Origin of the sequence: Terrabacter carboxydivorans, from assembly GCF_039532035.1 — a bacterium.
GTDB lineage: Bacteria > Actinomycetota > Actinomycetes > Actinomycetales > Dermatophilaceae > Terrabacter > Terrabacter carboxydivorans.
This window is the reverse complement of sequence record NZ_BAAARE010000008.1, coordinates 61,182-83,884: the sequence shown is the minus strand read 5'-3', so window position 1 is coordinate 83,884 and position 22,703 is coordinate 61,182. Positions and strand designations below refer to the sequence as shown.

The following is a 22,703-nucleotide window of genomic DNA, read 5'->3' as shown; positions in this document are numbered from 1 at the left end:
CATGTTGATTCCCCGTCGAGTCAAGCACCGCAAGCAGCACCACCCGAACCGCCACGGTGCGGCCAAGGGTGGCACCACGATCGCGTTCGGTGACTACGGCATCCAGGCTCTCGAGCCGGCCTACGTGACCAACCGTCAGATCGAGTCCGCTCGTATCGCGATGACCCGCTACATGAAGCGTGGCGGAAAGGTCTGGATCAACATCTACCCCGACCGTCCGCTCACCAAGAAGCCCGCCGAGACCCGCATGGGTTCCGGTAAGGGTTCGCCGGAGTGGTGGATCGCCAACGTCAAGCCGGGTCGCGTCATGTTCGAGATCTCGGGCGTGGCAGAGCCGGTGGCGCGTGAGGCCATGCGCCTCGCGATGCACAAGCTCCCCATGAAGTGCCGCTTCGTTCAGCGTGAGGGTGGTGACATCTGATGGCAGTCGGAACCAAGGACCTGGCTCCCGAGCAGCTGCGTGGTCTGGACGACACCAAGCTGGCGGACGAGCTGAAGAAGGCCAAGGAAGAGCTGTTCAACCTGCGTTTCCAGTCGGCCACCGGCCAGCTGGACAACCACGGCCGTCTGCGCGCCGTCAAGAAGGACATCGCGCGCATCTACACCGAGATGCGTGAGCGCGAGCTCGGCATCGGCTCGGCCCCCGCCGCCCCCAAGGCGCCGGAGAAGGCCGAGAAGGTCGAGAAGAAGGCTGCCAAGGCCGACAAGAAGGCCGACAAGGCCGAGAAGGCTGACAAGGCCGAGAAGGCTGACAAGGCCGAGAAGAAGGCCAAGAAGGCTGACAAGGCGCAGGAGGCTGACGCATGAGCGAGCAGGAGAAGGTCGTGAGCGACCAGGCGAGTGAGCGCAACTACCGCAAGACCCGCCAGGGCTACGTGGTGAGCGACAAGATGGACAAGACCGTCGTCGTCGAGGTCGAGGACCGCGTCAAGCACGCCCTCTACAGCAAGGTCATCCGTCGCACCAGCAAGGTCAAGGTGCACGACGAGCAGAACGCTGCCGGCGTGGGCGACCGCGTGCTCATCATGGAGACGCGTCCGCTCTCCGCGACGAAGCACTGGCGCATCGTCGAGATCCTCGAGAAGGCCAAGTAAGACCCAGCTCGGGGGGCGCTGCCCCCCGAGTGCCCTCCGGTGGCCCGACCCGTCGGGCCCCGGAGGCACAGACCACAGTCCAGTTCGGCAAGGCTTCGCCCCCGGGCGAAGAACCAGCACGACGACAGGAGTTAGACAGTGATTCAGCAGGAGTCGCGGCTTCGCGTCGCCGACAACACCGGTGCCAAGGAAATCCTGTGCATCCGTGTTCTCGGTGGCTCGGGCCGTCGGTACGCCGGCATCGGTGACACCATCGTCGCCACCGTCAAGGACGCGATCCCGGGCGGCAACGTGAAGAAGGGTGACGTCGTCAAGGCCGTCATCGTCCGCACCGTCAAGGAGCGCCGTCGCGCCGACGGTTCGTACATCAAGTTCGACGAGAACGCTGCGGTGATCCTCAAGGCCGACGGTGACCCCCGTGGGACCCGCATCTTCGGCCCGGTGGGCCGTGAGCTGCGCGAGAAGAAGTTCATGAAGATCATCTCGCTCGCGCCGGAGGTGCTGTGAACATGGCGAAGACCACCAGCAAGATGAAGATCAAGAAGGGTGACCTCGTCCAGGTCATCTCGGGCCGCAGCCAGAAGAACGGCGGCGACCGGGGCAAGCAGGGCAAGGTCATCGCGGTCTACCCCGAGACCCAGCGCGTGCTGGTCGAGGGCATCAACCGCGTCACCAAGCACGTCAAGGCCGGCGCGACCGCCCGTGGCACCCGCACCGGTGGCCTGACGCACACCGAGGCCGCCGTCCACGTGAGCAACGTGGCGATCGTGGACCCCGAGACGAAGAAGCCGACCCGCGTGAAGACGCGTGTCGAGACCGTCGAGCGCAATGGCCGCCAGAAGGCGTCCCGCGTCCGTGTCGCGGTCAAGTCGGACAAGGACCTCTGAGATGACTGAGACCAGCACCAAGCCGCGCCTTCAGCAGCGCTACCAGGACGAGATCAAGAGCTCGATGCTCGAGCAGTTCGGCTACCCGAACGTCATGCAGGTTCCCGGCGTCGTCAAGGTCGTCGTGAACATGGGTGTCGGCGACGCGGCCAAGGACAGCAAGCTCATCGAGGGTGCCGTCCGCGACCTCACCGCCATCACCGGCCAGAAGCCGGTCGTGACCAAGGCGCGCAAGTCCATCGCCCAGTTCAAGCTGCGTGAGGGCATGCCGATCGGCGCCCACACGACGCTGCGCGGCGACCGCATGTGGGAGTTCCTCGACCGTCTCGTGACGATCGCCCTCCCGCGCATCCGCGACTTCCGTGGCCTCTCGCCGAAGCAGTTCGACGGCAACGGCAACTACACGTTCGGTCTGACCGAGCAGTCGATGTTCCACGAGATCGACCAGGACCGGATCGACCGCGTGCGGGGCATGGACATCACCGTGGTCACCACGGCGACCAACGATGACGAGGGTCGCGCGCTGCTCAAGCAGCTGGGCTTCCCCTTCAAGGAGAACTGACATGGCCAAGACCGCGCTCGTTAACAAGGCGAACCGGAAGCCGAAGTTCAAGGTCCGCGCGTACACCCGTTGCCAGAAGTGCGGTCGCCCGCACTCGGTGTACCGCAAGTTCGGCCTCTGCCGCATCTGCCTTCGCGAGATGGCTCACGCGGGCGAGCTGCCGGGCGTGACCAAGAGCTCCTGGTAATTCGGCTCCCGAGCCCAGAGCACAACCCAGACCAACACACCTCTGACACCGTAGGTCGGCCACACGACGGCCCAGCCGTCGCCGGGCAGATTGCCCCGGTCGAAACCCCGGTGAGGAAGGGCGGAGAGCCCACATGACCATGACTGACCCGATTGCGGACATGCTGACCCGCGTCCGGAACGCCAACTCGGCGCACCACGACGTCGTCTCCATGCCGTACTCGAAGCTGAAGAAGAACATCGCCGAGATCCTCCAGTCCGAGGGCTTCATCGCCTCGTGGAAGATCGAGGAGGCCGAGGTCGGCCAGACGCTGACCATCGACCTCAAGTACGGCCCCAACCGCGAGCGCTCCATCGCCGGCGTGCGTCGCGTGAGCAAGCCCGGTCTGCGCGTCTACGCCAAGTCGACGAACCTGCCCAAGGTTCTCGGTGGCCTCGGCGTCGCGATCCTGTCGACGTCGAACGGTCTGCTGACCGACCGCCAGGCACACGAGAAGGGCGTGGGTGGGGAAGTCCTCGCCTACGTCTGGTAAGGAGACACTGACATGTCGCGAATCGGACGACTCCCGGTCTCCATCCCCTCGGGTGTGGACGTCAAGGTCGAGGGCCAGGACGTCTTCGTCAAGGGCCCCAAGGGTGAGCTCTCCCTGACCGTCGTGCAGCCGATCACGGTCGAGCTGGGCGAGGGCAACCTCGAGGTCAAGCGCCCCAACGACGAGCGTGACTCACGCTCGCGCCACGGCCTGACCCGCTCGCTCATCAACAACATGGTCCTCGGTGTCACCGAGGGCTACGAGAAGAAGATGGAGATCCACGGCACGGGTTACCGTGTCGCCGCGAAGGGCTCGGACCTCGAGTTCTCGCTCGGATACTCGCACCCGATCCTCATCCAGGCTCCCGCCGGCATCAACTTCGCCGTCGAGAACCCGACCCGCTTCTCGGTGCAGGGCATCGACAAGCAGCTCGTCGGCGAGGTCGCGGCGAACATCCGCAAGCTGCGCAAGCCCGACCCGTACAAGGGCAAGGGCGTTCGCTACGCGGGCGAGCAGATCCGTCGCAAGGTTGGAAAGGCCGGTAAGTAAGCCATGGCAATGATCATCAAGCGCGGCAAGTCCAAGGCTGCCGCCCGCATCCGTCGCCAGGTGCGCGGTCGCAAGAAGATCGCCGGCACCGCGGTCCGTCCCCGCCTCGTCGTGTCGCGGTCGACCCGTCACCTCTTCGTCCAGGTCGTCGACGACACCGTGGGCAAGACCGTGGCCTCGGCCTCGACGATGGAGGCCGACCTGCGCTCCTTCGACGGTGACAAGACGGCCAAGGCCAAGAAGGTCGGCGAGCTCGTGGCCGCCCGTGCCAAGGACGCCGGTGTCGAGGCCGTCGTGTTCGACCGTGGTGGCAACAAGTACCACGGCCGTGTCGCGGCGATCGCCGAGGGCGCCCGCGAAGGCGGTCTGTCCCTGTGAGCAACTTCGTGAACGCAATTGTTGAGATGAGGAACATCTGATGCCCGGACAGCAGCGTCGAGGCACCGGCCCCGCCGGTGGCGGCGAGCGCACCGAGCGCGGAGACCGCCGTGACAACCGCGGCGGCCGCGACAACCGCGACAGCCGTGACGACAAGAACCAGTACGTCGAGCGCGTCGTGACCATCAACCGCGTCTCCAAGGTCGTCAAGGGTGGTCGTCGCTTCAGCTTCACCGCCCTCGTCGTCGTCGGTGACGGTGACGGCACCGTGGGCGTCGGCTACGGCAAGGCCAAGGAAGTTCCCGCGGCCATCGCCAAGGGTGTCGAGGAGGCCAAGAAGAACTTCTTCAAGGTCCCGCGCATCCAGGGCACCATCCCGCACCCCGTCCAGGGTGAGGCGGCTGCCGGTGTCGTCATGCTCCGTCCCGCCGCTCCCGGTACCGGTGTCATCGCCGGTGGCGCGGTGCGTGCGGTGCTCGAGTGCGCCGGCATCCACGACGTGCTCAGCAAGTCGCTGGGCTCGGACAACGCCATCAACGTCGTGCACGCCACGGCCCAGGCCCTGCGCGAGCTCGAGCGCCCCGAGTCGGTCGCTGCCCGTCGTGGCAAGACCCTCGAGGAGGTCGCTCCGGCGGCCATGCTCAAGGCCCGTGCCGCCGGTCTCGCCGAGGCCCAGGCTGCGAAGGCAGGTGCCTGATGGCTCGTCTCAAGGTGACCCAGACCCGTTCCGAGATCGGTGGCAAGCAGAACCAGCGTGACACGCTGCGCAGCCTCGGTCTGAAGCGCATTGGCGACGTCGTCGTCAAGGAGGACCGTCCCGAGATCCGCGGGATGGTCAAGACGGTCACGCACCTCGTGTCCGTCGAGGAGGTTGACTGACCATGGCTGACAACGCCAAGAAGTCGGGCGGCGAGTCCGCCCTCAAGGTCCACCACCTGCGTCCGGCCCCCGGAGCCAAGACCGCCAAGACCCGCGTCGGTCGTGGTGAGGGCTCCAAGGGCAAGACCGCCGGTCGTGGCACCAAGGGCACGAAGGCCCGTTACCAGGTCCCGGAGCGTTTCGAGGGCGGCTCGATGCCGATGCACATGCGCCTTCCCAAGCTCCGTGGCTTCAAGAACCCGTTCCGCACGGAGTACCAGGTCGTGAACCTGGACCGCCTGCAGCTGCTCTTCCCGGAGGGTGGTCAGGTCTCCGTCGCCGACCTCGTCGCGAAGGGTGCCGTCCGTGACGGCTTCCCGGTGAAGGTGCTCGGCACGGGTGAGATCTCCGTCAAGGTCGAGGTCGAGGCGCACAAGTTCTCGGCGTCCGCCAAGGAGAAGATCGAGGCCGCCGGCGGCACGGTCACGGCCCTCGCCGGCTGAGTGACCAGGTACGAGTGACCACCACACACCTCGTGTGAGCAGCGCCCCGGGCGCCCGACCCGCGAGCCGACGTGACGTCGGCCACCGCGGTGGGGGCCCGGGGCGCTGCGTCTTTGCGTTAACCTTCCACGGATTGCATGTCTTACGCCGCGCCACCGCGCGGCCCCCCAGGAGGACCCAGTGCTCGCCGCTTTCGTACGCGCGTTCCGAACCCCGGACCTGCGCAAGAAGCTGCTCTTCACGCTCGGCATCATCGTGCTGTTCCGTCTCGGTTCGCACGTCCCGACGCCCGGCATCAGCTACAGCCTGGTTCAGAGCTGCCTGCAGGCCAGCAAGGGCCAGTCGGGCGACCAGAGCGGGTTCCTGAACCTCGCCAACCTCTTCAGCGGCGGCGCGCTGCTGCAGCTGTCGGTCTTCGCGCTGGGGATCATGCCGTACATCACGGCGAGCATCATCATCCAGCTGCTCACGGTCGTCATCCCGCGCTTCGAGGCGCTCAAGGAGGAGGGCCAGTCGGGGCAGAGCAAGCTCACGCAGTACACCCGCTACCTGACGATCGGCCTGGCGATCCTCCAGTCCTCGACGCTCGTCACGTTCGCCCGCAACCCCTCCAGCCTCTTCGGTGGCTCGTGCGACACGATCATGACCGACCAGTCGACGGTCACGATCCTCATCATGGTCCTGACGATGACGGCCGGCACCGGCCTCATCATGTGGTTCGGCGAGCTCATCACCGACAAGGGTGTCGGCAACGGCATGTCGCTGATGATCTTCACCTCGATCGCGGCCGGCTTCCCGGCCTCGCTCTGGGGCATCAAGGAGAACAAGGGCTGGGGCACCTTCCTCGGCATCCTGCTCCTCGGCATCTTCGTCATCGCCGCGGTCGTCTTCGTCGAGCAGTCCCAGCGCCGCATCCCGGTGCAGTACGCCAAGCGGATGGTCGGCCGGCGCATGTACGGCGGCACGTCGACCTACATCCCGCTCAAGGTCAACATGGCGGGCGTCATCCCCGTCATCTTCGCGAGCTCGCTGCTCGCCCTCCCGGGTCTCGTGGCGCAGTTCAACACGCACGCGGACGGCAACAACCCGGCCTGGGTCCAGTGGGTCCAGGAGAACCTCGTCAAGGGCGACCACCCGATCTACATGGCGACCTACGTCGCCCTCATCCTCTTCTTCACCTTCTTCTACGTCTCGATCACGTTCAACCCGACCGAGGTCGCGGAGAACATGAAGAAGTACGGCGGCTTCATCCCGGGTATCCGGGCCGGGCGACCCACGGCCGAGTACCTCAACTACGTCCTGACCCGAATCACCGTGCCGGGTGCCATCTACCTCGCCATCGTCTCGCTCATCCCGCTCGTGGCCCTCGTGCTCGTCGGTGCCAACCAGAACTTCCCGTTCGGTGGCACCTCGATCCTCATCGTCGTCGGTGTGGGACTCGAGACGGTCAAGCAGATCGAGGCGCAGCTGCAGCAGCGTCACTACGAAGGGTTCCTCCGTTAAATGCGACTGATCATCCTCGGCCCGCCCGGCGCCGGTAAGGGCACGCAGGCGGCCCGGATCGCCGAGCGCCTCGGCATCCCGGCCATCTCGACCGGCGACATCTTCCGCGCCAACATCAAGGACCAGACCCCGCTCGGGGTCAAGGTCGATCAGATCATCAAGTCCGGTGGCTACGTCTCGGACGACATCACCAACGAGATCGTCGAGGACCGCCTCACGTGGGACGACGCCGAGGGCGGCTTCCTGCTCGACGGCTACCCCCGCACCGCGGGCCAGGTCGACGCCCTCGACGCGATGCTGTCGCGTCACGGCCACGCCCTCGACGCCGTCCTCGAGCTCGAGGTCGACGAGGACGCCATCGTCCAGCGGCTGCTCAAGCGCGCCGAGACCGAGTGCCGCGCCGACGACACCGAGGACGTCATCCGTGAGCGCCAGGCGATCTACCGCAAGGAGACCGCGCCGCTCGCGCAGCACTACGACCTCGTCGGGCTCCTCGTCAAGGTCGACGGCATGGGCGCCGTCGACGAGGTCACCGACCGCGTCATCGCAGCCCTGCCGCAGCACGGCTGAGCGCCACCACAGCCACGACGAAGGACCACGAATGTTCGGACGCCGTAACCGGCTCCAGGGTCGCACCGACGAACAGCTCCTCCTCATGCGTGAGGCGGGGCTGCTCGTCGGTCGCACCCTCGAGCTGCTCGCCGCCGAGGTGCGTCCGGGCATGACGACGCTCGAGCTCGACCGCCTCGCCGAGGACTTCATCCGCAGCAACGGCGGCATCCCCAACTTCCAGCTCGTGCCCGGCTACAGCCACACGCTGTGCACGAGCGTCAACGACGAGGTCGTCCACGGCATCCCGGGTCCGCGGGTGCTCGAGGTCGGCGACATCGTCTCGGTCGACTGCGGCGCCGAGGTCAAGGGCTGGAACGGCGACGCCGCGTTCACGGCCGTCGTCGGTGGCCGCGAGGCCGGCAGGCCCGAGGACCTCGCGCTCATCGACGCGACCGAGGCCAGCCTCTACGCCGGCATCGCCGCGATGCAGGTCGGCGGCCGTCTCTTCGCCGTGGGCGACGCCGTCGAGGCGAGCATCGAGGCCGCTGCCGAGCGCGACGGCCGCGTCTACGGCGTCATCGACGAGTACGTCGGTCACGGCATCGGCACCGAGATGCACATGGACCCGCAGATCCCCAACTACGCCGTGCGCGAGACGGGCCCGAAGCTCGTCGACGGCTTCACCGGGGCGATCGAGCCGATGGTGACGCTCGGCGGGGCCGACACCAAGGTGCTCGGTGACGACTGGACCGTGGTGACGCTCGACGGCACGCGGGCCGCCCACTGGGAGCACTCGGTGGCCGTGCGCGAGGCCGGCCTGTGGATCCTCACGGCCGTCGACGGGGGCAAGGCCGCCCTCGAGGCCGTCGGTGCGGCATACGCCCCCCTCGACGCGACCGCCTGAGCCCGCTCGCCCACGAGAGCCGCGGGGCAGCGTAACCTCGCGCTCGTGAGCCTTCCCCGCAGCAGCCCCTCGGCGCAGGACGTCGACGCCACAGGTCTCCTCGCGTTCGTCGATGCCGCCGAGCGCGACCGCCTCGGACTGCACAGCCTCATGGTCGTGCGCCACGGGCACGTCGTGGCGGAGGGCTGGTGGAGGCCGTATGCCGCGAGCCGCGTCCACCTCGCCTACTCGCTCTCCAAGACGGTGACGGCCACGGCCGTGGGCTTCCTCGTGCAGGAGGGGCGCCTCTCGCTCGACGACCGCGTGCTCGACCACTTCCCGGAGCTCGATCGCAGTGCCGTCGCCGCGGGCTGGGACGACGTGAGAGTGCGCCACTGCCTGTCCATGACCGTCGGCCACGAGCAGGACGCCTGGCCGCAGGTCTTCGACCGGATGAGCGGCAGCGACCACGGCGACGACGACATCGTCCGTGGTGACTGGGTGCCGAGGGTCTTCGCGACGACCCCCACCCGCGCCCCCGGCACGGTCTTCGCCTACAACCAGGTGGCGACCTACCTGCTGTCGGTCATCGTCGGCCGTGTCGCCGGCGCAGGGGTGCCCGAGATGCTGCGACCGCGCCTGCTCGAGCCGCTGGGCCTGCCCGACATCCCGTGGCACCGCGACCCGCTCGGACGCGAGCTCGGCTTCACCGGGTCGCACCTGACGACGGAGGCCGTCGCCTCCATCGCCCAGCTCTACCTGGACCGTGGGCGCTGGGAGGGACGCCAGCTGCTCGACGAGGCCTGGGTCGAGGAGGCGACGCGCGCCTTCGGTCCGCTCAACGAGGACCCGGGCGCCGACGAGGACTGGCGGAGGGGCTACGGCTACTCGTTCTGGATGCAGCGTCACGGCTACCGCGGCGACGGCGCCTACGGCCAGTTCCTCGTCGTTCTGCCCGAGCACGACACCGTCGTGGCGGTCACGGCGGAGCAGTCCCGCATGCAGTCGACCCTGGACGGGCTGTGGGCGCACGTCGTGCCCGCGATCGGTGCGCGAGGGTCCGACGCCGCCGACCGCGAGCTCGCCGATCGCCTCGCCGGCCTGGAGATCCCGGCCATGTCGGGCGACGCGCTCGGGCCCGAGTACGCCGAGTTCAACCGCTCGGACGTCTCCGACCTGGCCTCCGACTACACGGCCGTCTCGGTGGCGCGCGACGGCGCCGAGCACGTGCTCGGGCTCCAGCGGCGCGGCGAGTGGCTGCGGGTGCCCGTGGGGCGCGGCGCGTGGCGCGAGGGTGAGCTCGTGGCCGGGGGAGCGACGCTGCCGGTCGTGGCCAGCGGGGGCTGGGTCGACGAGGACACCTTCCGTGCCGAGGTCATCGTCATCGAGTCCCCGCACCGCTTCCGGCTCGAGGCGCGGGTGCGCAGCTCGGACGCCGACCTGACCTGGCGGATGGTGCCGCTCACCGGCTACGACCCGCTGTGGCTCGCGACCCGGTGGACGTCGGCCCGATAGCCCGCCTGTCCGCGCCGTCGGGGCGTCCCGTGCGCGCGGGTCTCCCGGCCGTCGGGATCGTGCCGGTCGTCCTCGTCGGCCCGTGACCGCTGTCGGTGCGCGGGTGGACAATCGGGGATGCTGCGCGAAGCGGCGGAAGGGGGGCCACCATGGCCACGGAGGAGAGCGCCACCGGCGTGAGCGAGCAGGCGGCGACGGCGGCAACGGCGCGTTCAGGCCCCGCGGCCTCCGCACCGCACCACGGCGGGGTCCCGGACGGTCACAACCCGTGGCCCGCGCTCTGGGCGATGGTCATCGGCTTCTTCATGATCCTCGTCGACTCGACCATCGTGTCGGTGGCGACGCCGGCGATCCTGCGGGGACTGCACACCGACGTCAACAGCGTCATCTGGGTCACGAGCGCCTACCTGCTCGCCTACGCGACGCCACTGCTCATCACAGGTCGCCTCGGTGACCGCTACGGCCCGAAGAACCTCTACCTCGTCGGCCTCACGGTCTTCACGCTCGCCTCGCTGTGGTGCGGCCTCACCGGCACCATCACGGGCCTGATCATCGCGCGCGTCGTGCAGGGCCTGGGCGCCTCGATGCTGACGCCGCAGACGATGGCCGTCATCACCCGCACCTTCCCCGCCGCCTCGAGGGGGCAGGCGATGGCGCTGTGGGGCGCGACCGCCGGGGTCGCGATCCTCGTCGGCCCGGTCGTCGGAGGCCTCCTCGTCGACGGCCCCGGGTGGGAGTGGATCTTCTTCATCAACGTGCCGGTCGGTGTCGTCGCGTTCGCGCTCGCCGCGCGGCTCGTGCCGCGCCTCGAGACCCACAGCCACCGCTTCGACTGGCTCGGCGTTGCGCTCTCTGCGGTCGGCATGTTCCTGCTCGTCTTCGGCGTCCAGGAGGGCGAGACGTACGACTGGGGCACGATCACCGGCATCGTCTCGGTGCCGTTGCTCATCGGGGCCGGGCTGCTCGTGCTCGGCGCCTTCGTGTGGTGGCAGGCCCGCAACACGAGCGAGCCCCTGCTGCCGCTCGGGCTCTTCGACGACCGCAACTTCACCCTGGCCAACATCGCGATCACGACCATCGGCTTCTCGATCACGGCGATGGCCTTTCCCTTCATGCTCTACGCGCAGGCCGTCCGCGGCCTGTCTCCCACCTCTGCGGCCCTGCTGCTGGCGCCCATGGCCGTCATCTCGGGTGGGCTCGCCCCGGTGGCCGGCCGGATGTCGGACCGGGTGCACCCGCGCGGCATCACGGCGGTCGGCATCGGCCTGACGGCCGCCTCGCTGCTGTGGCTGGCCCTCGTCATGCAGCCCGCGACGCAGACGTGGCTGCTGCTGCTTCCGATGGCCCTCATGGGCGTGGGCAACGCCTTCATGTGGGGTCCGCTCGGGGCCACGGCCACCCGCAACCTGCCGCTGTCGTCGGCGGGCGCCGGTTCCGGCGTCTACAACACGACGCGCCAGGTCGGGGCCGTCCTCGGCAGCGCGGCCATCGCCGCGGTGATCCAGGCCCGACTGTCCGCCGACCTGCCCGGGATCCCCGGCGACCTCGGTGGCCTCCAGGCCTCGGGGGCGTCCATGCCGGCCCGGGTCGCCGAGGGGTTCGCCTCCGCGATGTCCGAGTCGATGCTGCTGCCGGCTGCGGTGCTCGTCGTCGGCGTCGTCGCGGTCCTCTTCTTCGAGCGTCCGGCCAGCCACCCGCACTGAGCTCCGGCGCGACGACGCGAGACCGGTCTCCCGACGGTGGTCGGCCGAGGCGCCGTCGCGGGCCGCCGGGACCGCCCGGCACCGCGGGTCAGCGGCCGAGCAGCCCCGGCGTCCCACCGACGTGGACCACCATCCGCTCGGCGACCACGCGGGCGTTCACCTGCAGCACCTCGAGCGGCACGCGCGGCAGGTTCTCCTCCCAGTCGATGAGGGGTGAACCGCGGAACTGGAGCATGCGTGCCGGTCGCCCGAGGAAGAAGAGGTGCAGGTGCGCTCCGCCGTCGCCGTACTTCGCCAGCTGGACGCGGCCGACGCTCGGCACGTGCTCGACCGCGTCCGAGACGGCCACGACGAGCTGGCCCATCTCGGCGGCGAGGTCGCGGGGGAGCGAGGGCAGGTCGTGGTGCTCCAGCGGTGACAGCATGAGCATCACGGGCAGGCCGGTGTCGTCGGAGAAGGTCAGTCGCCAGCGGTCGTCGGACCACACGAGACGGTCGCTGCTCGTCCTCGCCTCGGGGTCGGTGCACCAGCAGTCGGCGGCGCGCTCGCCGCGCCGTGGTGGCTCCTCGTCGGCCGGGGGGCGCACCGGCTTCAGGCGCAGGCCCTCCGTCTCGTAGGGGTAGATGTCCCAGCCGGGCATCTCCTCGACGGCCACGGGCAGCCGGCCGTCCTCGTCCGCGGCGGCCGCGATCCGCGCGAAGTACGCCTCGACGCTCTCGGCCTCGGCTGGGGGTGCGGTGACGACGTCGGTGTGGTCCTCCGGCGCCGTGGCCGCAGGCTCCCGGGTCGTCACGGACGGGGTCGGTGCAGGGGCGTCGGTGCCGGGCTCGGTCATCCGGCCAGTATGCCGCGGTGCGCGGTCGCCCACCCGGGCACACGGCATACGCCCCGAACCGACCCGGGGAGCGTGGAGGTCGTGGGACCGTGGGTGGGTGGGGACCATCGGGGACTACCTCGACGCCCTCGCGCCCGACCAGCGCGAGGCACTGCAACGCGTCGTCGACGTCGCGAGGCGGGTCGCACCCGACGCGGAGGAGGGCACGAGCTACGGCATGCCCGCGCTGCGCCTGGACGGACGGCCACTCGTCGGCGTCACCGCGTCGGCGCGCCACCTCTCGCTCTTCCCGTTCAGCCCGGCCGTCGTCGAGGCCGTCGCGCCCGACCTCGGTGGCTTCTCGCTGAGCAAGGGCACCATCCGCTTCACCGTCGACCAGCCGCTGCCCGAGCCGGTCGTCGAGCAGGTCGTCCGGCTGCGCCGCGCCGAGCTCGAGGGCTGACCGGGGGCAGGGTGCCCGGCGCCCGCACCGATTTCAGGAACGGCAGCATCTGGCGTATTCTTGTGCGTTGGGTGTCGTGTGCCTCGACGCCTGCATCGCGCCTGTGCCCCGAGAACCACCAGGAGCACGGCAACCAGGCACGTCCCAAGGCCGCCTCAGTCCGAGTCGGCCAGCTACAGATAGACGGAGGATATGGCCAAGAAGGACGGTGTCATCGAGATCGAGGGCACGATCGTCGAGGCTCTCCCGAACGCGATGTTCCGGGTGGAGCTCTCCAACGGTCACAAGGTGCTCGCACACATCTCGGGAAAGATGCGACAGCACTACATCCGGATCCTCCCTGAGGACCGTGTGGTGGTGGAGCTCTCTCCCTATGACCTGACCCGCGGTCGGATCGTCTTCCGCTACCGCTGAGCACCAGGGTCGGCCAGGACCAGCCCGCGTGAGCGGGGAGCCCGGCCGGGACGAGTGCGAGGCACCAACTCCCGATTACACAACCAAGCACCTGACCGTCGCGCGCCCTCCGGGGCGCGGGTGGACCGGGTGCGCGATCTGAAGACAGCAGGCAGATGAAGGTTCAGCCGAGCGTCAAGAAGATCTGCGACAAGTGCAAGGTGATCCGCCGCAACGGTCGGGTCATGGTGATCTGCGAGAACCTGCGCCACAAGCAGCGCCAGGGCTGAGCAGAGCCACCACCTCGCCGTCGACAGACTTCGACAGCACGCAAGACAAGTGAATGAAAGCAGCACCCGGCCCCTGATGACCGACCGTCGTGTCGGCGCAGGACGTCACCCCCGGCACGGAGGCCGGGGACCGGTGGCCCGTCCTTCTGTGTGACGGGCCGTGACCCCGGATCGGTGCCCTGCTCCAGACCTCCGCGAAACAGAAATCAGGAGACAACCCAACATGGCTCGTCTTGTTGGAGTCGACCTTCCGCGCGAGAAGCGCGTCGAGGTCGCACTGACCTACATCTTCGGTGTCGGTCGTACCCGTTCCAAGCAGGCGCTGGTTGCCACCGGCGTCGACCCCAACACCCGCGTCAAGGACCTCGGTGAGACCGAGCTCGTTGCGCTTCGTGACTTCCTCGAGGGCAACTACCGCCTCGAGGGTGACCTTCGCCGTGAGGTGCAGGCCGACATCCGCCGCAAGGTCGAGATCGGCTCCTACGAAGGTCTGCGTCACCGTCGTGGTCTGCCCGTGCGCGGTCAGCGCACCAAGACCAACGCGCGCACCCGCAAGGGTCCGAAGCGCACCGTGGCCGGCAAGAAGAAGGCCCGCTGACGCTGATCGCTTCCGCGATCGCGTCTCACCGACATTCAGTTCTGACGTAGGAGAAAAATGCCTCCCAAGGCTCGCGTGACGAAGGTTCGTCGCAAGGAGAAGAAGAACGTCGCCCACGGGCACGCTCACATCAAGAGCACGTTCAACAACACGATCATCTCGATCACGGACCCCACCGGCGCCGTGATCGCCTGGGCCTCCGCCGGCCAGGTCGGCTTCAAGGGCTCGCGCAAGTCCACCCCGTTCGCTGCCCAGATGGCTGCCGAGGCTGCGGCCCGCCGCGCCATGGAGCACGGCATGCGCAAGGTCGACGTCTTCGTGAAGGGCCCGGGCTCGGGTCGCGAGACGGCGATCCGTTCGCTCACCGCCACCGGCCTGGAGGTCGGCGCGATCAGCGACGTCACGCCCACGCCGCACAACGGTGTCCGCCCGCCCAAGCGCCGTCGCGTCTGATCCGGCACTGAGCGAGAGAGAGAACTAGGAACATGGCTCGTTACACCGGCCCGATCACCAAGAAGTCCCGCCGCCTGAAGATGGACCTCGTCGGCGGCGACAAGAACTTCGAGCTCCGCCCGTTCCCGCCCGGCCAGCACGGCCGTCGCCGGATCCAGGAAAAGGAGTACCTGACGCAGCTTCAGGAGAAGCAGCGCGCTCGCTTCCAGTACGGCGTCATGGAGAAGCAGTTCGTCCGCTACTACAAGGAAGCGGCGAAGCGCCCCGGCAAGACCGGTGAGAACCTTCTCCAGATCCTCGAGTCGCGCCTGGACAACGTGGTCTACCGCGCGGGCCTGGCCCGCACCCGTCGCCACGCCCGTCAGCTCGTCACGCACGGTCACTTCGAGGTCAACGGCGTGCGCGTCGACGTCCCGAGCTACCGCGTCGAGCAGTACGACATCATCACGGTCCGCAAGCAGTCCGTCGAGAGCTTCCCGTTCGAGCTGGCCCGCCAGACGTTCGGCGAGCGTCCCGTCCCGGCCTGGATGCAGGTCGTCGACGGCTCGCTGCAGATCCTCATCCACCAGCTCCCGGTGCGCGCGCAGATCGACTCGCAGCTCACCGAGCAGCTGATCGTCGAGCTCTACTCGAAGAACTGACCGAGGACGTATGCCGTGGGGCCTCGGCCCCACGGCATACGGCCCTCGTCGCTGGGGCCGGCTCGCAGACAGAGCCGCGCCGGCCCGCCCGGATCACGACCGGGCAGTTTCACGAGGCGTCATATGGCGGTCGCCCGTGGGAAGGAACTGAACAGTGCTCATCGCACAGCGTCCCGTGCTCTCCGAAGAGGTTGTGGTCGCGAACCGCAGCCGCTTCACCATCGAGCCGCTCGAGCCCGGCTTCGGCTACACGCTCGGCAACTCCCTCCGTCGCACCCTGCTCTCGAGCATCCCGGGCGCGGCGGTCACCTCCATCCGCATCGACGGCGTGCTCCACGAGTTCACGACCGTGCCGGGCGTGAAGGAGGACGTCACCGAGATGATCCTCAACATCAAGGGCCTCGTCGTCTCCTCGGAGCACGACGAGCCGGTCGTCATGTACCTGCGCAAGCAGGGCCCGGGTGCGGTCACCGCCGCCGACATCACGCCTCCGGCTGGTGTCGAGGTGCACAACCCCGACCTGCACATCGCGACGCTGAACGACAAGGGCAAGCTCGAGATGGAGCTGACCGTGGAGCGTGGCCGTGGCTACGTCTCGGCGCAGCAGAACAAGTCCGGTGACCAGGAGATCGGCCGCATCCCGGTCGACTCGATCTACAGCCCGGTGCTCACCGTGACCTACAAGGTCGAGGCGACCCGAGTCGAGCAGCGCACCGACTTCGACAAGCTCATCGTCGACGTCGAGACGAAGAACTCCATGACCCCGCGTGACGCCATGGCCTCGGCCGGCAAGACGCTGGTCGAGCTCTTCGGCCTGGCCCGCGAGCTCAACGTCGAGGCCGAGGGCATCGACATGGGCCCGTCGCCGACGGACGCCGCGCTCGCCGCGGACCTCGCCCTGCCGATCGAGGACCTGGACCTCACCGTTCGTTCCTACAACTGCCTCAAGCGCGAGGGCATCCACACCGTGGGTGAGCTCGTGGGCCGCAGCGAGGCCGACCTGCTCGACATCCGCAACTTCGGTGCGAAGTCGATCGACGAGGTCAAGGCCAAGCTCGTCGGCATGGGTCTGGCCCTCAAGGACAGCCCGCCCGGGTTCGACCCGTCGGCCCTGGTCGACGGCTACGGCGACGATGACTACAGCGACGACGACGACCAGTCGTTCGTCGAGGACGAGCGTCTCTGACCAACCGCTTCTTGACCGAGCCCTCGGCGCACTGCTCGAGAACGGCCTGGTCGGACTTCTAGGAGAAACGAAATGCCCACCCCCACCAAGGGTCCCCGCGTCGGTGGCGGCCCCGCCCACGAGCGGCTGATCCTGGCCAACCTCGCGACGTCGCTCTTCGAGCACGACAAGATCACGACGACCGAGGCCAAGGCCAAGCGCCTGCGCCCGCTCGCCGAGCGTCTCATCACGTTCGCCAAGCGTGGCGACCTGCACGCCCGTCGTCGCGTCCTCACGGTCGTGCGCGACAAGGGTGTCGTCCACCGCCTCTTCGCCGAGATCGCCCCCGACATGGCGGCTCGCGAGGGTGGCTACACCCGCATCACGAAGATCGGCGCCCGCAAGGGTGACAACGCCCCCATGGTCGTCATCGAGCTCGTCCGCGAGCCGCTGTCGGCCAAGAAGGCGACGGTCAAGGAGGCCGAGTCCGCCACGAAGCGCGCTGCGAAGCAGAGCGAGGCGAAGCAGGCTGCCGCCGAGACCAAGGCCGCCGAGGACGCCGAGAAGGCCGACGCCGCCGAGGCCGCTGCCGAGCTGCCCAAGGGCGCCGTCGCCGCGAACGAGGACGGCTCCTCGCCCGAGGACGGCTACACCGTCAAGGGCAACGCCGACTCCGGCAAGTACCACGAGCCCGACGGCCAGTGGTACGACCAGACGATCGCCGAGTTCTGGTTCAAGTCGGCCGAGGACGCCGAGGCCGCCGGCTTCACGAAGGCCGGCTCCGGTTCCTGAGCCCACTGCACGACCGAGGTGGCCATCCCCGCACACGCGGGGGTGGCCACCTCGTTTTCTGTCCCGTCGCACGCGCCGTTAGGCTCGGTCGCCGTGGACGCATCGAGGGGCTCGGGTGAGCCGACAGAGCCGGGCGCACTCCCTGCGACCGGTCACCCGGGGGCGCCGGAGGCCGGAAGCGAGCCGGGTGGCCCGGGCGGTCCGGGCGCTCCTGACCCGCCGTCGCTGAGGGTCCGGCTCGACCTCGCCTACGACGGGACGGCCTTCTCGGGATGGGCCATCCAGCCGTCCCTGCGCACCGTCCAGGGCGAGCTGACGACGGCACTGACGACCGTGCTGCGCAGCGCCGACCCGGTGCGGGTCACCGTGGCCGGGCGCACCGACGCCGGCGTGCACGCGCGAGGCCAGGTCGCGCACGTCGACCTCGACCCCGCCCGGTGGGCCGCCCTGCCGGGGCGCTCCGACCGTGACCCGGGGGTCGCCCTCGTCAGCCGTCTGGGCGGGGTCCTGCCCCACGACGTCGTCGTGCACCGCGCCCAGCCGGCACCGCTGGGTTTCGACGCGCGCTTCTCCGCCACGGAGCGGCGCTACCTCTACCGGATCTCCGATGCCGAGACCGTGCGCGACCCGCTGCGCCGGCACGACACCGTCTGGTGGCGCCGACCGCTCGACGTCGAGGCGATGGACGAGGCGGCCCGGTCGCTGCTCGGCCTGCGCGACTTCGCCGCCTTCTGCAAGCAGCGCGAGGGTGCCACGACGGTGCGCACCCTGCTCGACTTCTCGTGGTCCCGGCTGCCCGACGGGGTCCTGGCCGCCACCGTCCGGGCCGACGCGTTCTGCCACTCGATGGTGCGCTCGCTCGTCGGGGCCGTCGTGCCCGTGGGGGAGGGCCGTCGCCCGCCGGACTGGCCGCGGGCCCTGCAGGACGGCGGCGACCGCGCCGCCGGCATCCACGTCATGCCGCCGCACGGGCTAAGTCTCGAGGAGGTCGTCTACCCCGCGGACGCCGAGCTCGCCCAGCGGGCCGTCGTCACCCGCGCCCGCCGCCCTCCCGTCTGACCGGGCCGTGGGGCCACGCACGCCCACGGGTGGCTCATGGGTGGCCGGGGCGGTCGTCCGGGGGTGCATCCGGACGTGTCTCGGGGCTGAGACCCGACCGGACCGCCCGGCCCGCCCTGTGGTTGGATCGAGCGCATGATGGCCCGACCGAACCGCGTGCTCTCGGTCGGGCTCCTCACCTGCGCCCTGGTGCTGACGGGCTGCTCCAAGGACGCCACCGTCGCGTCGCCGTCAGGCTCTGCCGGCCCCGCGACCGCATCGACCGGCACCGGCTCCGACCCCTCCGGCACGGCGACGGCCCAGGGCGACGAGGTCCGGAGCCGCTCCGGCGGGTTCACCGTCGTGCCCCCCGAGGGCTGGGCCGAGGCCACCGACAAGGCGAAGAGCGTGGCCGGCATCGACCTCGTGCTCCTCTCGTCGAAGAAGGTCGACGACTTCGCCAACAACCTCGTCGTCACGGCCGCCGACGGCGACCAGTCGGTGCTCGACGCCGAGCTCGTCAAGGGGCGCCAGCAGCTCGCCGCCGCAGGCCGCACCGTCTCGTCGGCACCGGACAAGACCATCGCCGGGGCCACGGCCGTCGGCTTCACGACGGCCTTCGCGCAGCAGGGCGTCAAGGTGCTCGCACGCTCCTACGGCATCGAGCGCGCCGGGCGGGTCTACCTGCTCACCCTGAGCTCGTCGCAGGCCGACGCCGCCCACGCGATGACCGAGTTCGACGCACTGCTGTCGACCTGGGCGTGGACGTAGCCCGATGACGGTGCGCCCCAAGCCGTCGACGCTCCTGCTCCCGGCGCTCGCACTGGTGGCGGTCGCCGGCCTGAGCGGCTGCTCCGGCGACGCCGCGCCCGCGCCGGCCGCGCCGACCGACACCGGGGTGGTGCACCTGCCGACGTCGGCCGCGCCGACGACCGACAGCGCCGGGCACCGCATCCAGCCACTGCCGGTCCCCGCCGCTGCGGCGATGAGCGGCGACCGCGTCCGTGGCCTCGCCTACAGCTTCGCCCAGCCCGTCGGCTGGAGCCGGGCCGAGCGTGACCTCAGCCCGAGGCCCGACGTCCTCGTGCAGCCCGACGACGACGCGGTCCGGGCCTTCATCGCCGTCGAGCGACCCATCGCCGTCGGCTCGCACTCTCTCTCGGAGGTCGTCGACGGCCTGCGCGCCGGCTTCACCGCCAAGGGCCTGCACCCGCTCGCCGCGACCGAGCGTGACATCGCCGGCTACCACGCCATGGGGATCGTCGTCGACCAGTCCGAGCAGGTCCGCGACGTCTACTACGTCGCGGCCTACACCGAGCACGTGTATGCCATCCGGCTGACCTACGACCCCTCGCACCCCGAGGCCCTCGGCGTCTACCGCGCCGTGCTCGACTCGTGGTCGTGGGGCTGACGCGTGCGGCGGGGACTTAACCGCGTGACGCGGCGACACGGCATACGACAGGCTTGATCCCGTGGGCCACGTCGACGTCAACTCCATCTCCTTCAGCCTGCCCGACGGCAGGCCGCTGCTCAACGACGTCTCGGTGCGGGTGGGCGAGGGCGCCAAGGTGGCGCTCATCGGACCCAACGGCACCGGCAAGACGACCCTGACCCGGATCATCGCGGGCGACCTCGCGGCCCACGAGGGCGCGGTCACGCGCTCCGGTGGGCTCGGCGTCATGCGCCAGTTCATCGGCAAGGTGCGCGACGACACGACGGTGCGCGACCTGCTCGTGTCGGTCGCCCCCGACCGGATCCGCACGGCCGCCGAGGAGGTGGACCGCACCGAGCTGCTCATGATGGAGCGCGACTCCGAGGACGACCAGATGGCCTACGCGCACGCGCTCGTCGAGTGGGGCGAGGCGGGTGGCTACGAGCAGGAGACGCTCTGGGACAAGTGCACCGTCGCAGCCCTCGGCATCCCGTACGAGCAGGCGCAGTGGCGCAAGGTGACGACACTGTCGGGCGGTGAGCAGAAGCGGCTCGTGCTCGAGGCGCTGCTGCGTGGCCCCGAGGAGGTGCTGCTGCTCGACGAGCCGGACAACTACCTCGACGTGCCGACCAAGCGGTGGCTCGAGGAGGCCCTCGTCGCCTCGCCCAAGACGGTGCTCTTCATCAGCCACGACCGCGAGCTGCTCGACCGCGTCGCCACCCGCGTCGCCACCCTGGAGCCCGGCGGCGCCGGGGCCACGCTCTGGGTGCACCCGGGGCGCTTCGCGACCTACGCCCAGGCCCGCAGCGACCGCAACGACCGCCTCGAGGAGCTGCGCCGTCGCTGGGACGAGGAGCACGTCAAGCTCAAGACGCTCGTGCAGACCCTCAAGGTCAAGGCCAAGTTCAACGACGGCATGTCCTCGCGGTACCAGGCGGCGCAGACCCGCCTGGCGAAGTTCGAGCAGGCCGGCCCGCCCGAGGAGACGCCGATGACCCAGTCGGTCAAGATGCGCCTCACCGGAGGCCGCACGGCCAAGCGCGCCATCGTCGCGACCGGCCTCGAGCTGACGGGGCTCATGAAGCCGTTCGACCTCGAGGTCTGGTACGGCGAGCGCGTCGCCATCCTCGGCAGCAACGGCTCGGGCAAGTCGCACTTCCTGCGCCTGCTGGCGTGCGGCGGCACCGACCCCGAGCGCGAGCACCAGCCGGTCGGTGACGTGCGTCCCGTGCCCGTCGAGCACTCGGGCGTCGTGCGCCTCGGCTCGCGGGTGCGCCCGGGATGGTTCGCCCAGACCCACGAGCACCCGTCGCTCATGGGCCGCACGCTGCTCGAGATCCTGCACCGTGGTGACGAGCACCGCGAAGGCCGCCCCCGCGAGCAGGCCGCCGCCGCGCTCGACCGCTACGAGCTGGCCCGGTCGGGGGAGCAGAAGTTCGAGTCGCTGTCGGGCGGTCAGCAGGCGCGCTTCCAGATCCTGCTGCTCGAGCTCTCGGGCGCCACGATGCTGCTGCTCGACGAGCCCACCGACAACCTCGACCTGCAGTCGGCCGAGGCGCTCGAGGAGGGCCTCGACCGCTTCGAGGGGACCGTCGTCGCCGTCACCCACGACCGGTGGTTCGCGCGCGGCTTCGACCGCTTTCTCGTCTTCGGCGCCGACGGACGCGTCTACGAGTCGACCGAACCGGTGTGGGACGAGGGGCGCGTCGTCCGTCCCCGGTGACTCCTTCGCAGGCGCGGCCGGCACCCTGTGCCCGGTCGTGGCTGCGGAGTAGCGTCGGGGCATGCCGCTGCTGCGATCGATCGAGACCGGTGTCGTCGGCGCGCCGATGGCCGGAGGGCCCACGACACCCGAGCTCGTCGCAGCCGTCGGTGACGCGGGTGGCCTCGGCCTGCTCGCGGGTGGCTACCTCACGGCGCCCCAGCTCGCCGCGGCGATCGCCGAGGTGTGGGACGCGACGTCGCGTCCCTTCGGGGTCAACCTCTTCGTGCCCGCCCAGGCGAACGCGTATGCCGTGGGGCCGGGTGAGCTGAGCGGCACCGACCGCGCCGAGGCGGTCGCCGCCTACCGTGCGGCTCTCGTCGGCGACGGTGAGGAGCTGGGCGTGCAGCCGGGGGAGCCGCGACCCGGCGACGACGACGACTGGGAGCGCAAGCTCGACCTCGTCGTGCGTGAGCGGGTTCCCTTGGTGTCGTTCACCTTCGGGTTGCCGAGCAGCGCGGTGCTCGGTGAGCTCCGGCGTGCCGGCATCGAGACCATGGCCACGGTCACCGACGCCGACGAGGCTGCCGCAGCGCTTCGCGCAGGGGTCGACGCGCTGTGCGTCCAGGGCGCCGACGGTGGCGGCCACCGCGGCACGCTCGACCCCGTCAAGGAGCCCTCCGGTGCGGACCTCGTCGACCTCGTCGCGGCCGTGCGCGCGCAGACGGACGTGCCCGTCGTGGCGGCCGGCGGCATCTGCACGGCCGAGCGGGCGGCGCAGGTGCGCACGGCCGGGGCCGACGCCGTCCAGGTCGGCACCGCGCTGCTGCTGACGCCCGAGGCCGGGACGGGCCTGGCCTACCGCCGGGCGCTCGCAGACCCTGCCTTCGAGCGCACCGCGGTGACGCGGGCCTACTCCGGCCGCCTGGCGCGCGGGCTGGAGACCGACTTCCTGCTGCGGCACCAGGGGGACGCCCCGGCGGCCTACCCCGAGGTCCACCACCTGACGGTCCCGCTGCGGAGGGCGTCGGCGGCAGCGGAGCGCCCCGACCTGCTCGCCCTCTGGGCCGGCACCGGGTGGCGGGCGGCGCGACCGGTGCCGGCCGCGACGGTGGTCGCGCAGCTCGCCCGCTGACCGGACTCGTTTCAGGTTGCGGGTGGTGGCGGCCGGCGGTTGACTGCCGCAAGTTCTTGCAGTCGATCGCAGGAACTTCCA

Annotated in this window: 32 protein-coding genes; 31 read left to right on the top strand and 1 reads right to left on the bottom strand. The window is 69.9% G+C overall.

The features are described 5' to 3' along the window. Position 1 precedes the first annotated feature (1 nt). The 18 genes from rplP to ABD297_RS10075 all read left to right on the top strand — a co-directional run bounded on the left by rplP (position 2) and on the right by ABD297_RS10075 (position 11,706). Complete coding sequence (gene rplP / locus ABD297_RS10160; RefSeq protein ID WP_020143237.1) at positions 2-421, top strand: 50S ribosomal protein L16; 420 nt, start codon at positions 2-4, stop codon at positions 419-421. Next, a complete protein-coding gene (rpmC, locus tag ABD297_RS10155; protein ID WP_344254811.1) occupies positions 421-807 on the top strand; it encodes a 50S ribosomal protein L29 in 387 nt (128 codons plus the stop codon). Before rplP ends, rpmC begins: the two co-directional genes overlap by 1 nt. Further along, the gene (rpsQ, locus tag ABD297_RS10150) at positions 804-1,094 is read left to right on the top strand and encodes a 30S ribosomal protein S17 (RefSeq protein WP_147066118.1); all 291 of its coding nucleotides are present in this window, start codon (positions 804-806) and stop codon (positions 1,092-1,094) included. The genes rpmC and rpsQ overlap by 4 nt, the downstream gene beginning before the upstream one ends. A gap of 138 nt (positions 1,095-1,232) precedes the next feature. Further along, the gene (gene rplN / locus ABD297_RS10145) at positions 1,233-1,601 is read left to right on the top strand and encodes a 50S ribosomal protein L14 (RefSeq protein ID WP_020143234.1); all 369 of its coding nucleotides are present in this window, start codon (positions 1,233-1,235) and stop codon (positions 1,599-1,601) included. Positions 1,602-1,603: 2 nt separating this feature from the next. After that, positions 1,604-1,981: a 50S ribosomal protein L24 gene (gene rplX, locus ABD297_RS10140; protein ID WP_344254810.1), complete on the top strand. Its 378-nt coding sequence runs from the start codon at positions 1,604-1,606 to the stop codon at positions 1,979-1,981. Between the two features lies 1 nt (position 1,982). Next, positions 1,983-2,543 carry a 50S ribosomal protein L5 gene (gene rplE, locus ABD297_RS10135; RefSeq protein ID WP_344254808.1) on the top strand — a complete coding sequence of 187 codons (561 nt, stop codon included), beginning with the start codon at positions 1,983-1,985 and terminating at the stop codon, positions 2,541-2,543. Position 2,544: 1 nt separating this feature from the next. Then, on the top strand, positions 2,545-2,730 hold the full coding sequence (locus ABD297_RS10130) for a type Z 30S ribosomal protein S14 (protein WP_020143231.1): 186 nt from the start codon (positions 2,545-2,547) through the stop codon (positions 2,728-2,730). Between the two features lie 133 nt (positions 2,731-2,863). Continuing rightward, positions 2,864-3,262 (top strand): 30S ribosomal protein S8, encoded by a 399-nt coding sequence (gene rpsH, locus ABD297_RS10125; RefSeq protein WP_147066123.1) that lies wholly within the window; start codon positions 2,864-2,866, stop codon positions 3,260-3,262. 12 nt (positions 3,263-3,274) lie between these two features. Further along, complete coding sequence (rplF, locus tag ABD297_RS10120; RefSeq protein ID WP_142176973.1) at positions 3,275-3,811, top strand: 50S ribosomal protein L6; 537 nt, start codon at positions 3,275-3,277, stop codon at positions 3,809-3,811. Positions 3,812-3,814: 3 nt separating this feature from the next. Beyond that, positions 3,815-4,189 carry a 50S ribosomal protein L18 gene (gene rplR / locus ABD297_RS10115; protein WP_147066127.1) on the top strand — a complete coding sequence of 125 codons (375 nt, stop codon included), beginning with the start codon at positions 3,815-3,817 and terminating at the stop codon, positions 4,187-4,189. 40 nt (positions 4,190-4,229) lie between these two features. After that, a complete protein-coding gene (gene rpsE, locus ABD297_RS10110) occupies positions 4,230-4,886 on the top strand; it encodes a 30S ribosomal protein S5 (RefSeq protein ID WP_147066129.1) in 657 nt (218 codons plus the stop codon). Further along, complete coding sequence (gene rpmD, locus ABD297_RS10105; protein ID WP_020143226.1) at positions 4,886-5,068, top strand: 50S ribosomal protein L30; 183 nt, start codon at positions 4,886-4,888, stop codon at positions 5,066-5,068. Before rpsE ends, rpmD begins: the two co-directional genes overlap by 1 nt. A gap of 2 nt (positions 5,069-5,070) precedes the next feature. After that, the gene (gene rplO / locus ABD297_RS10100) at positions 5,071-5,550 is read left to right on the top strand and encodes a 50S ribosomal protein L15 (RefSeq protein ID WP_344254806.1); all 480 of its coding nucleotides are present in this window, start codon (positions 5,071-5,073) and stop codon (positions 5,548-5,550) included. A 180-nt stretch (positions 5,551-5,730) separates the two neighbouring features. Further along, a complete protein-coding gene (secY, locus tag ABD297_RS10095; protein ID WP_344254804.1) occupies positions 5,731-7,053 on the top strand; it encodes a preprotein translocase subunit SecY in 1,323 nt (440 codons plus the stop codon). After that, positions 7,054-7,623, top strand: coding sequence for an adenylate kinase (locus ABD297_RS10090; RefSeq protein ID WP_344254802.1), 570 nt, complete (start codon positions 7,054-7,056; stop codon positions 7,621-7,623). A 31-nt stretch (positions 7,624-7,654) separates the two neighbouring features. Beyond that, the gene (gene map, locus ABD297_RS10085; protein ID WP_344254801.1) at positions 7,655-8,509 is read left to right on the top strand and encodes a type I methionyl aminopeptidase; all 855 of its coding nucleotides are present in this window, start codon (positions 7,655-7,657) and stop codon (positions 8,507-8,509) included. 45 nt (positions 8,510-8,554) lie between these two features. Beyond that, positions 8,555-10,003 carry a serine hydrolase domain-containing protein gene (locus ABD297_RS10080; RefSeq protein ID WP_344254800.1) on the top strand — a complete coding sequence of 483 codons (1,449 nt, stop codon included), beginning with the start codon at positions 8,555-8,557 and terminating at the stop codon, positions 10,001-10,003. Positions 10,004-10,152: 149 nt separating this feature from the next. Next, on the top strand, positions 10,153-11,706 hold the full coding sequence (locus ABD297_RS10075; protein ID WP_425581155.1) for a DHA2 family efflux MFS transporter permease subunit: 1,554 nt from the start codon (positions 10,153-10,155) through the stop codon (positions 11,704-11,706). Between the two features lie 88 nt (positions 11,707-11,794). Here ABD297_RS10075 and ABD297_RS10070 read toward each other — a convergent pair whose 3' ends face one another. Beyond that, positions 11,795-12,541 (bottom strand): hypothetical protein, encoded by a 747-nt coding sequence (locus ABD297_RS10070; RefSeq protein WP_344254799.1) that lies wholly within the window; start codon positions 12,539-12,541, stop codon positions 11,795-11,797. A 97-nt stretch (positions 12,542-12,638) separates the two neighbouring features. Between ABD297_RS10070 and ABD297_RS10065 the strand changes: the two genes are divergently transcribed. The 13 genes from ABD297_RS10065 (at position 12,639) to ABD297_RS10005 (ending at position 22,622) form a co-directional block, all read left to right on the top strand. Next, positions 12,639-12,983: an iron chaperone gene (locus tag ABD297_RS10065; protein ID WP_344254797.1), complete on the top strand. Its 345-nt coding sequence runs from the start codon at positions 12,639-12,641 to the stop codon at positions 12,981-12,983. A gap of 192 nt (positions 12,984-13,175) precedes the next feature. Next, positions 13,176-13,397, top strand: coding sequence for a translation initiation factor IF-1 (gene infA, locus ABD297_RS10060; RefSeq protein ID WP_013493543.1), 222 nt, complete (start codon positions 13,176-13,178; stop codon positions 13,395-13,397). A 155-nt stretch (positions 13,398-13,552) separates the two neighbouring features. Next, the gene (rpmJ, locus tag ABD297_RS10055; protein ID WP_006592630.1) at positions 13,553-13,666 is read left to right on the top strand and encodes a 50S ribosomal protein L36; all 114 of its coding nucleotides are present in this window, start codon (positions 13,553-13,555) and stop codon (positions 13,664-13,666) included. Positions 13,667-13,889: 223 nt separating this feature from the next. Further along, positions 13,890-14,264 (top strand): 30S ribosomal protein S13, encoded by a 375-nt coding sequence (gene rpsM / locus ABD297_RS10050; protein ID WP_030194267.1) that lies wholly within the window; start codon positions 13,890-13,892, stop codon positions 14,262-14,264. Positions 14,265-14,321: 57 nt separating this feature from the next. Then, on the top strand, positions 14,322-14,717 hold the full coding sequence (gene rpsK, locus ABD297_RS10045) for a 30S ribosomal protein S11 (protein ID WP_020143208.1): 396 nt from the start codon (positions 14,322-14,324) through the stop codon (positions 14,715-14,717). A gap of 32 nt (positions 14,718-14,749) precedes the next feature. Then, positions 14,750-15,358 carry a 30S ribosomal protein S4 gene (rpsD, locus tag ABD297_RS10040; RefSeq protein WP_045191881.1) on the top strand — a complete coding sequence of 203 codons (609 nt, stop codon included), beginning with the start codon at positions 14,750-14,752 and terminating at the stop codon, positions 15,356-15,358. A 154-nt stretch (positions 15,359-15,512) separates the two neighbouring features. Then, complete coding sequence (locus ABD297_RS10035) at positions 15,513-16,544, top strand: DNA-directed RNA polymerase subunit alpha (protein ID WP_344254795.1); 1,032 nt, start codon at positions 15,513-15,515, stop codon at positions 16,542-16,544. 72 nt (positions 16,545-16,616) lie between these two features. After that, positions 16,617-17,315 carry a 50S ribosomal protein L17, sunset domain variant gene (gene rplQ / locus ABD297_RS10030; RefSeq protein ID WP_344254794.1) on the top strand — a complete coding sequence of 233 codons (699 nt, stop codon included), beginning with the start codon at positions 16,617-16,619 and terminating at the stop codon, positions 17,313-17,315. A gap of 225 nt (positions 17,316-17,540) precedes the next feature. Further along, positions 17,541-18,374, top strand: coding sequence for a tRNA pseudouridine(38-40) synthase TruA (gene truA / locus ABD297_RS10025; protein WP_344254953.1), 834 nt, complete (start codon positions 17,541-17,543; stop codon positions 18,372-18,374). Between the two features lie 135 nt (positions 18,375-18,509). Continuing rightward, entirely contained in the window at positions 18,510-19,124 is a 615-nt protein-coding gene (locus ABD297_RS10020; RefSeq protein WP_344254792.1) for a hypothetical protein, read from the top strand. 4 nt (positions 19,125-19,128) lie between these two features. Then, positions 19,129-19,764, top strand: coding sequence for a hypothetical protein (locus ABD297_RS10015; RefSeq protein WP_344254791.1), 636 nt, complete (start codon positions 19,129-19,131; stop codon positions 19,762-19,764). Between the two features lie 61 nt (positions 19,765-19,825). Further along, positions 19,826-21,508: an ABC-F family ATP-binding cassette domain-containing protein gene (locus tag ABD297_RS10010; RefSeq protein ID WP_344254790.1), complete on the top strand. Its 1,683-nt coding sequence runs from the start codon at positions 19,826-19,828 to the stop codon at positions 21,506-21,508. Between the two features lie 61 nt (positions 21,509-21,569). Next, positions 21,570-22,622, top strand: coding sequence for a nitronate monooxygenase (locus tag ABD297_RS10005; protein WP_344254788.1), 1,053 nt, complete (start codon positions 21,570-21,572; stop codon positions 22,620-22,622). The last annotated feature ends 81 nt before the right edge of the window (positions 22,623-22,703 follow it).

What these genes read in the sequence shown, in the direction of transcription:
- rpmJ (WP_006592630.1), top strand. Translation starts at nt 13,553, where the DNA reads ATGAAGGTTCAGCCGAGCGTCAAGAAGATCTGCGACAAGTGCAAGGTG.
- rpsK (WP_020143208.1), top strand. Translation starts at nt 14,322, where the DNA reads ATGCCTCCCAAGGCTCGCGTGACGAAGGTTCGTCGCAAGGAGAAGAAG.
- ABD297_RS10090 (WP_344254802.1), top strand. Translation starts at nt 7,054, where the DNA reads ATGCGACTGATCATCCTCGGCCCGCCCGGCGCCGGTAAGGGCACGCAG.
- rpsH (WP_147066123.1), top strand. Translation starts at nt 2,864, where the DNA reads ATGACCATGACTGACCCGATTGCGGACATGCTGACCCGCGTCCGGAAC.
- rplQ (WP_344254794.1), top strand. Translation starts at nt 16,617, where the DNA reads ATGCCCACCCCCACCAAGGGTCCCCGCGTCGGTGGCGGCCCCGCCCAC.
- rplE (WP_344254808.1), top strand. Translation starts at nt 1,983, where the DNA reads ATGACTGAGACCAGCACCAAGCCGCGCCTTCAGCAGCGCTACCAGGAC.
- rpsQ (WP_147066118.1), top strand. Translation starts at nt 804, where the DNA reads ATGAGCGAGCAGGAGAAGGTCGTGAGCGACCAGGCGAGTGAGCGCAAC.
- ABD297_RS10020 (WP_344254792.1), top strand. Translation starts at nt 18,510, where the DNA reads ATGATGGCCCGACCGAACCGCGTGCTCTCGGTCGGGCTCCTCACCTGC.
- rplP (WP_020143237.1), top strand. Translation starts at nt 2, where the DNA reads ATGTTGATTCCCCGTCGAGTCAAGCACCGCAAGCAGCACCACCCGAAC.
- rplX (WP_344254810.1), top strand. Translation starts at nt 1,604, where the DNA reads ATGGCGAAGACCACCAGCAAGATGAAGATCAAGAAGGGTGACCTCGTC.
- rpsM (WP_030194267.1), top strand. Translation starts at nt 13,890, where the DNA reads ATGGCTCGTCTTGTTGGAGTCGACCTTCCGCGCGAGAAGCGCGTCGAG.
- rpsD (WP_045191881.1), top strand. Translation starts at nt 14,750, where the DNA reads ATGGCTCGTTACACCGGCCCGATCACCAAGAAGTCCCGCCGCCTGAAG.
- ABD297_RS10075 (WP_425581155.1), top strand. Translation starts at nt 10,153, where the DNA reads ATGGCCACGGAGGAGAGCGCCACCGGCGTGAGCGAGCAGGCGGCGACG.
- ABD297_RS10070 (WP_344254799.1), bottom strand. Translation starts at nt 12,541, where the DNA reads ATGACCGAGCCCGGCACCGACGCCCCTGCACCGACCCCGTCCGTGACG.
- rplR (WP_147066127.1), top strand. Translation starts at nt 3,815, where the DNA reads ATGGCAATGATCATCAAGCGCGGCAAGTCCAAGGCTGCCGCCCGCATC.
- ABD297_RS10015 (WP_344254791.1), top strand. Translation starts at nt 19,129, where the DNA reads ATGACGGTGCGCCCCAAGCCGTCGACGCTCCTGCTCCCGGCGCTCGCA.
- ABD297_RS10130 (WP_020143231.1), top strand. Translation starts at nt 2,545, where the DNA reads ATGGCCAAGACCGCGCTCGTTAACAAGGCGAACCGGAAGCCGAAGTTC.
- map (WP_344254801.1), top strand. Translation starts at nt 7,655, where the DNA reads ATGTTCGGACGCCGTAACCGGCTCCAGGGTCGCACCGACGAACAGCTC.
- infA (WP_013493543.1), top strand. Translation starts at nt 13,176, where the DNA reads ATGGCCAAGAAGGACGGTGTCATCGAGATCGAGGGCACGATCGTCGAG.
- rpmD (WP_020143226.1), top strand. Translation starts at nt 4,886, where the DNA reads ATGGCTCGTCTCAAGGTGACCCAGACCCGTTCCGAGATCGGTGGCAAG.
- rplF (WP_142176973.1), top strand. Translation starts at nt 3,275, where the DNA reads ATGTCGCGAATCGGACGACTCCCGGTCTCCATCCCCTCGGGTGTGGAC.
- rpmC (WP_344254811.1), top strand. Translation starts at nt 421, where the DNA reads ATGGCAGTCGGAACCAAGGACCTGGCTCCCGAGCAGCTGCGTGGTCTG.
- rplO (WP_344254806.1), top strand. Translation starts at nt 5,071, where the DNA reads ATGGCTGACAACGCCAAGAAGTCGGGCGGCGAGTCCGCCCTCAAGGTC.
- ABD297_RS10005 (WP_344254788.1), top strand. Translation starts at nt 21,570, where the DNA reads ATGCCGCTGCTGCGATCGATCGAGACCGGTGTCGTCGGCGCGCCGATG.
- rpsE (WP_147066129.1), top strand. Translation starts at nt 4,230, where the DNA reads ATGCCCGGACAGCAGCGTCGAGGCACCGGCCCCGCCGGTGGCGGCGAG.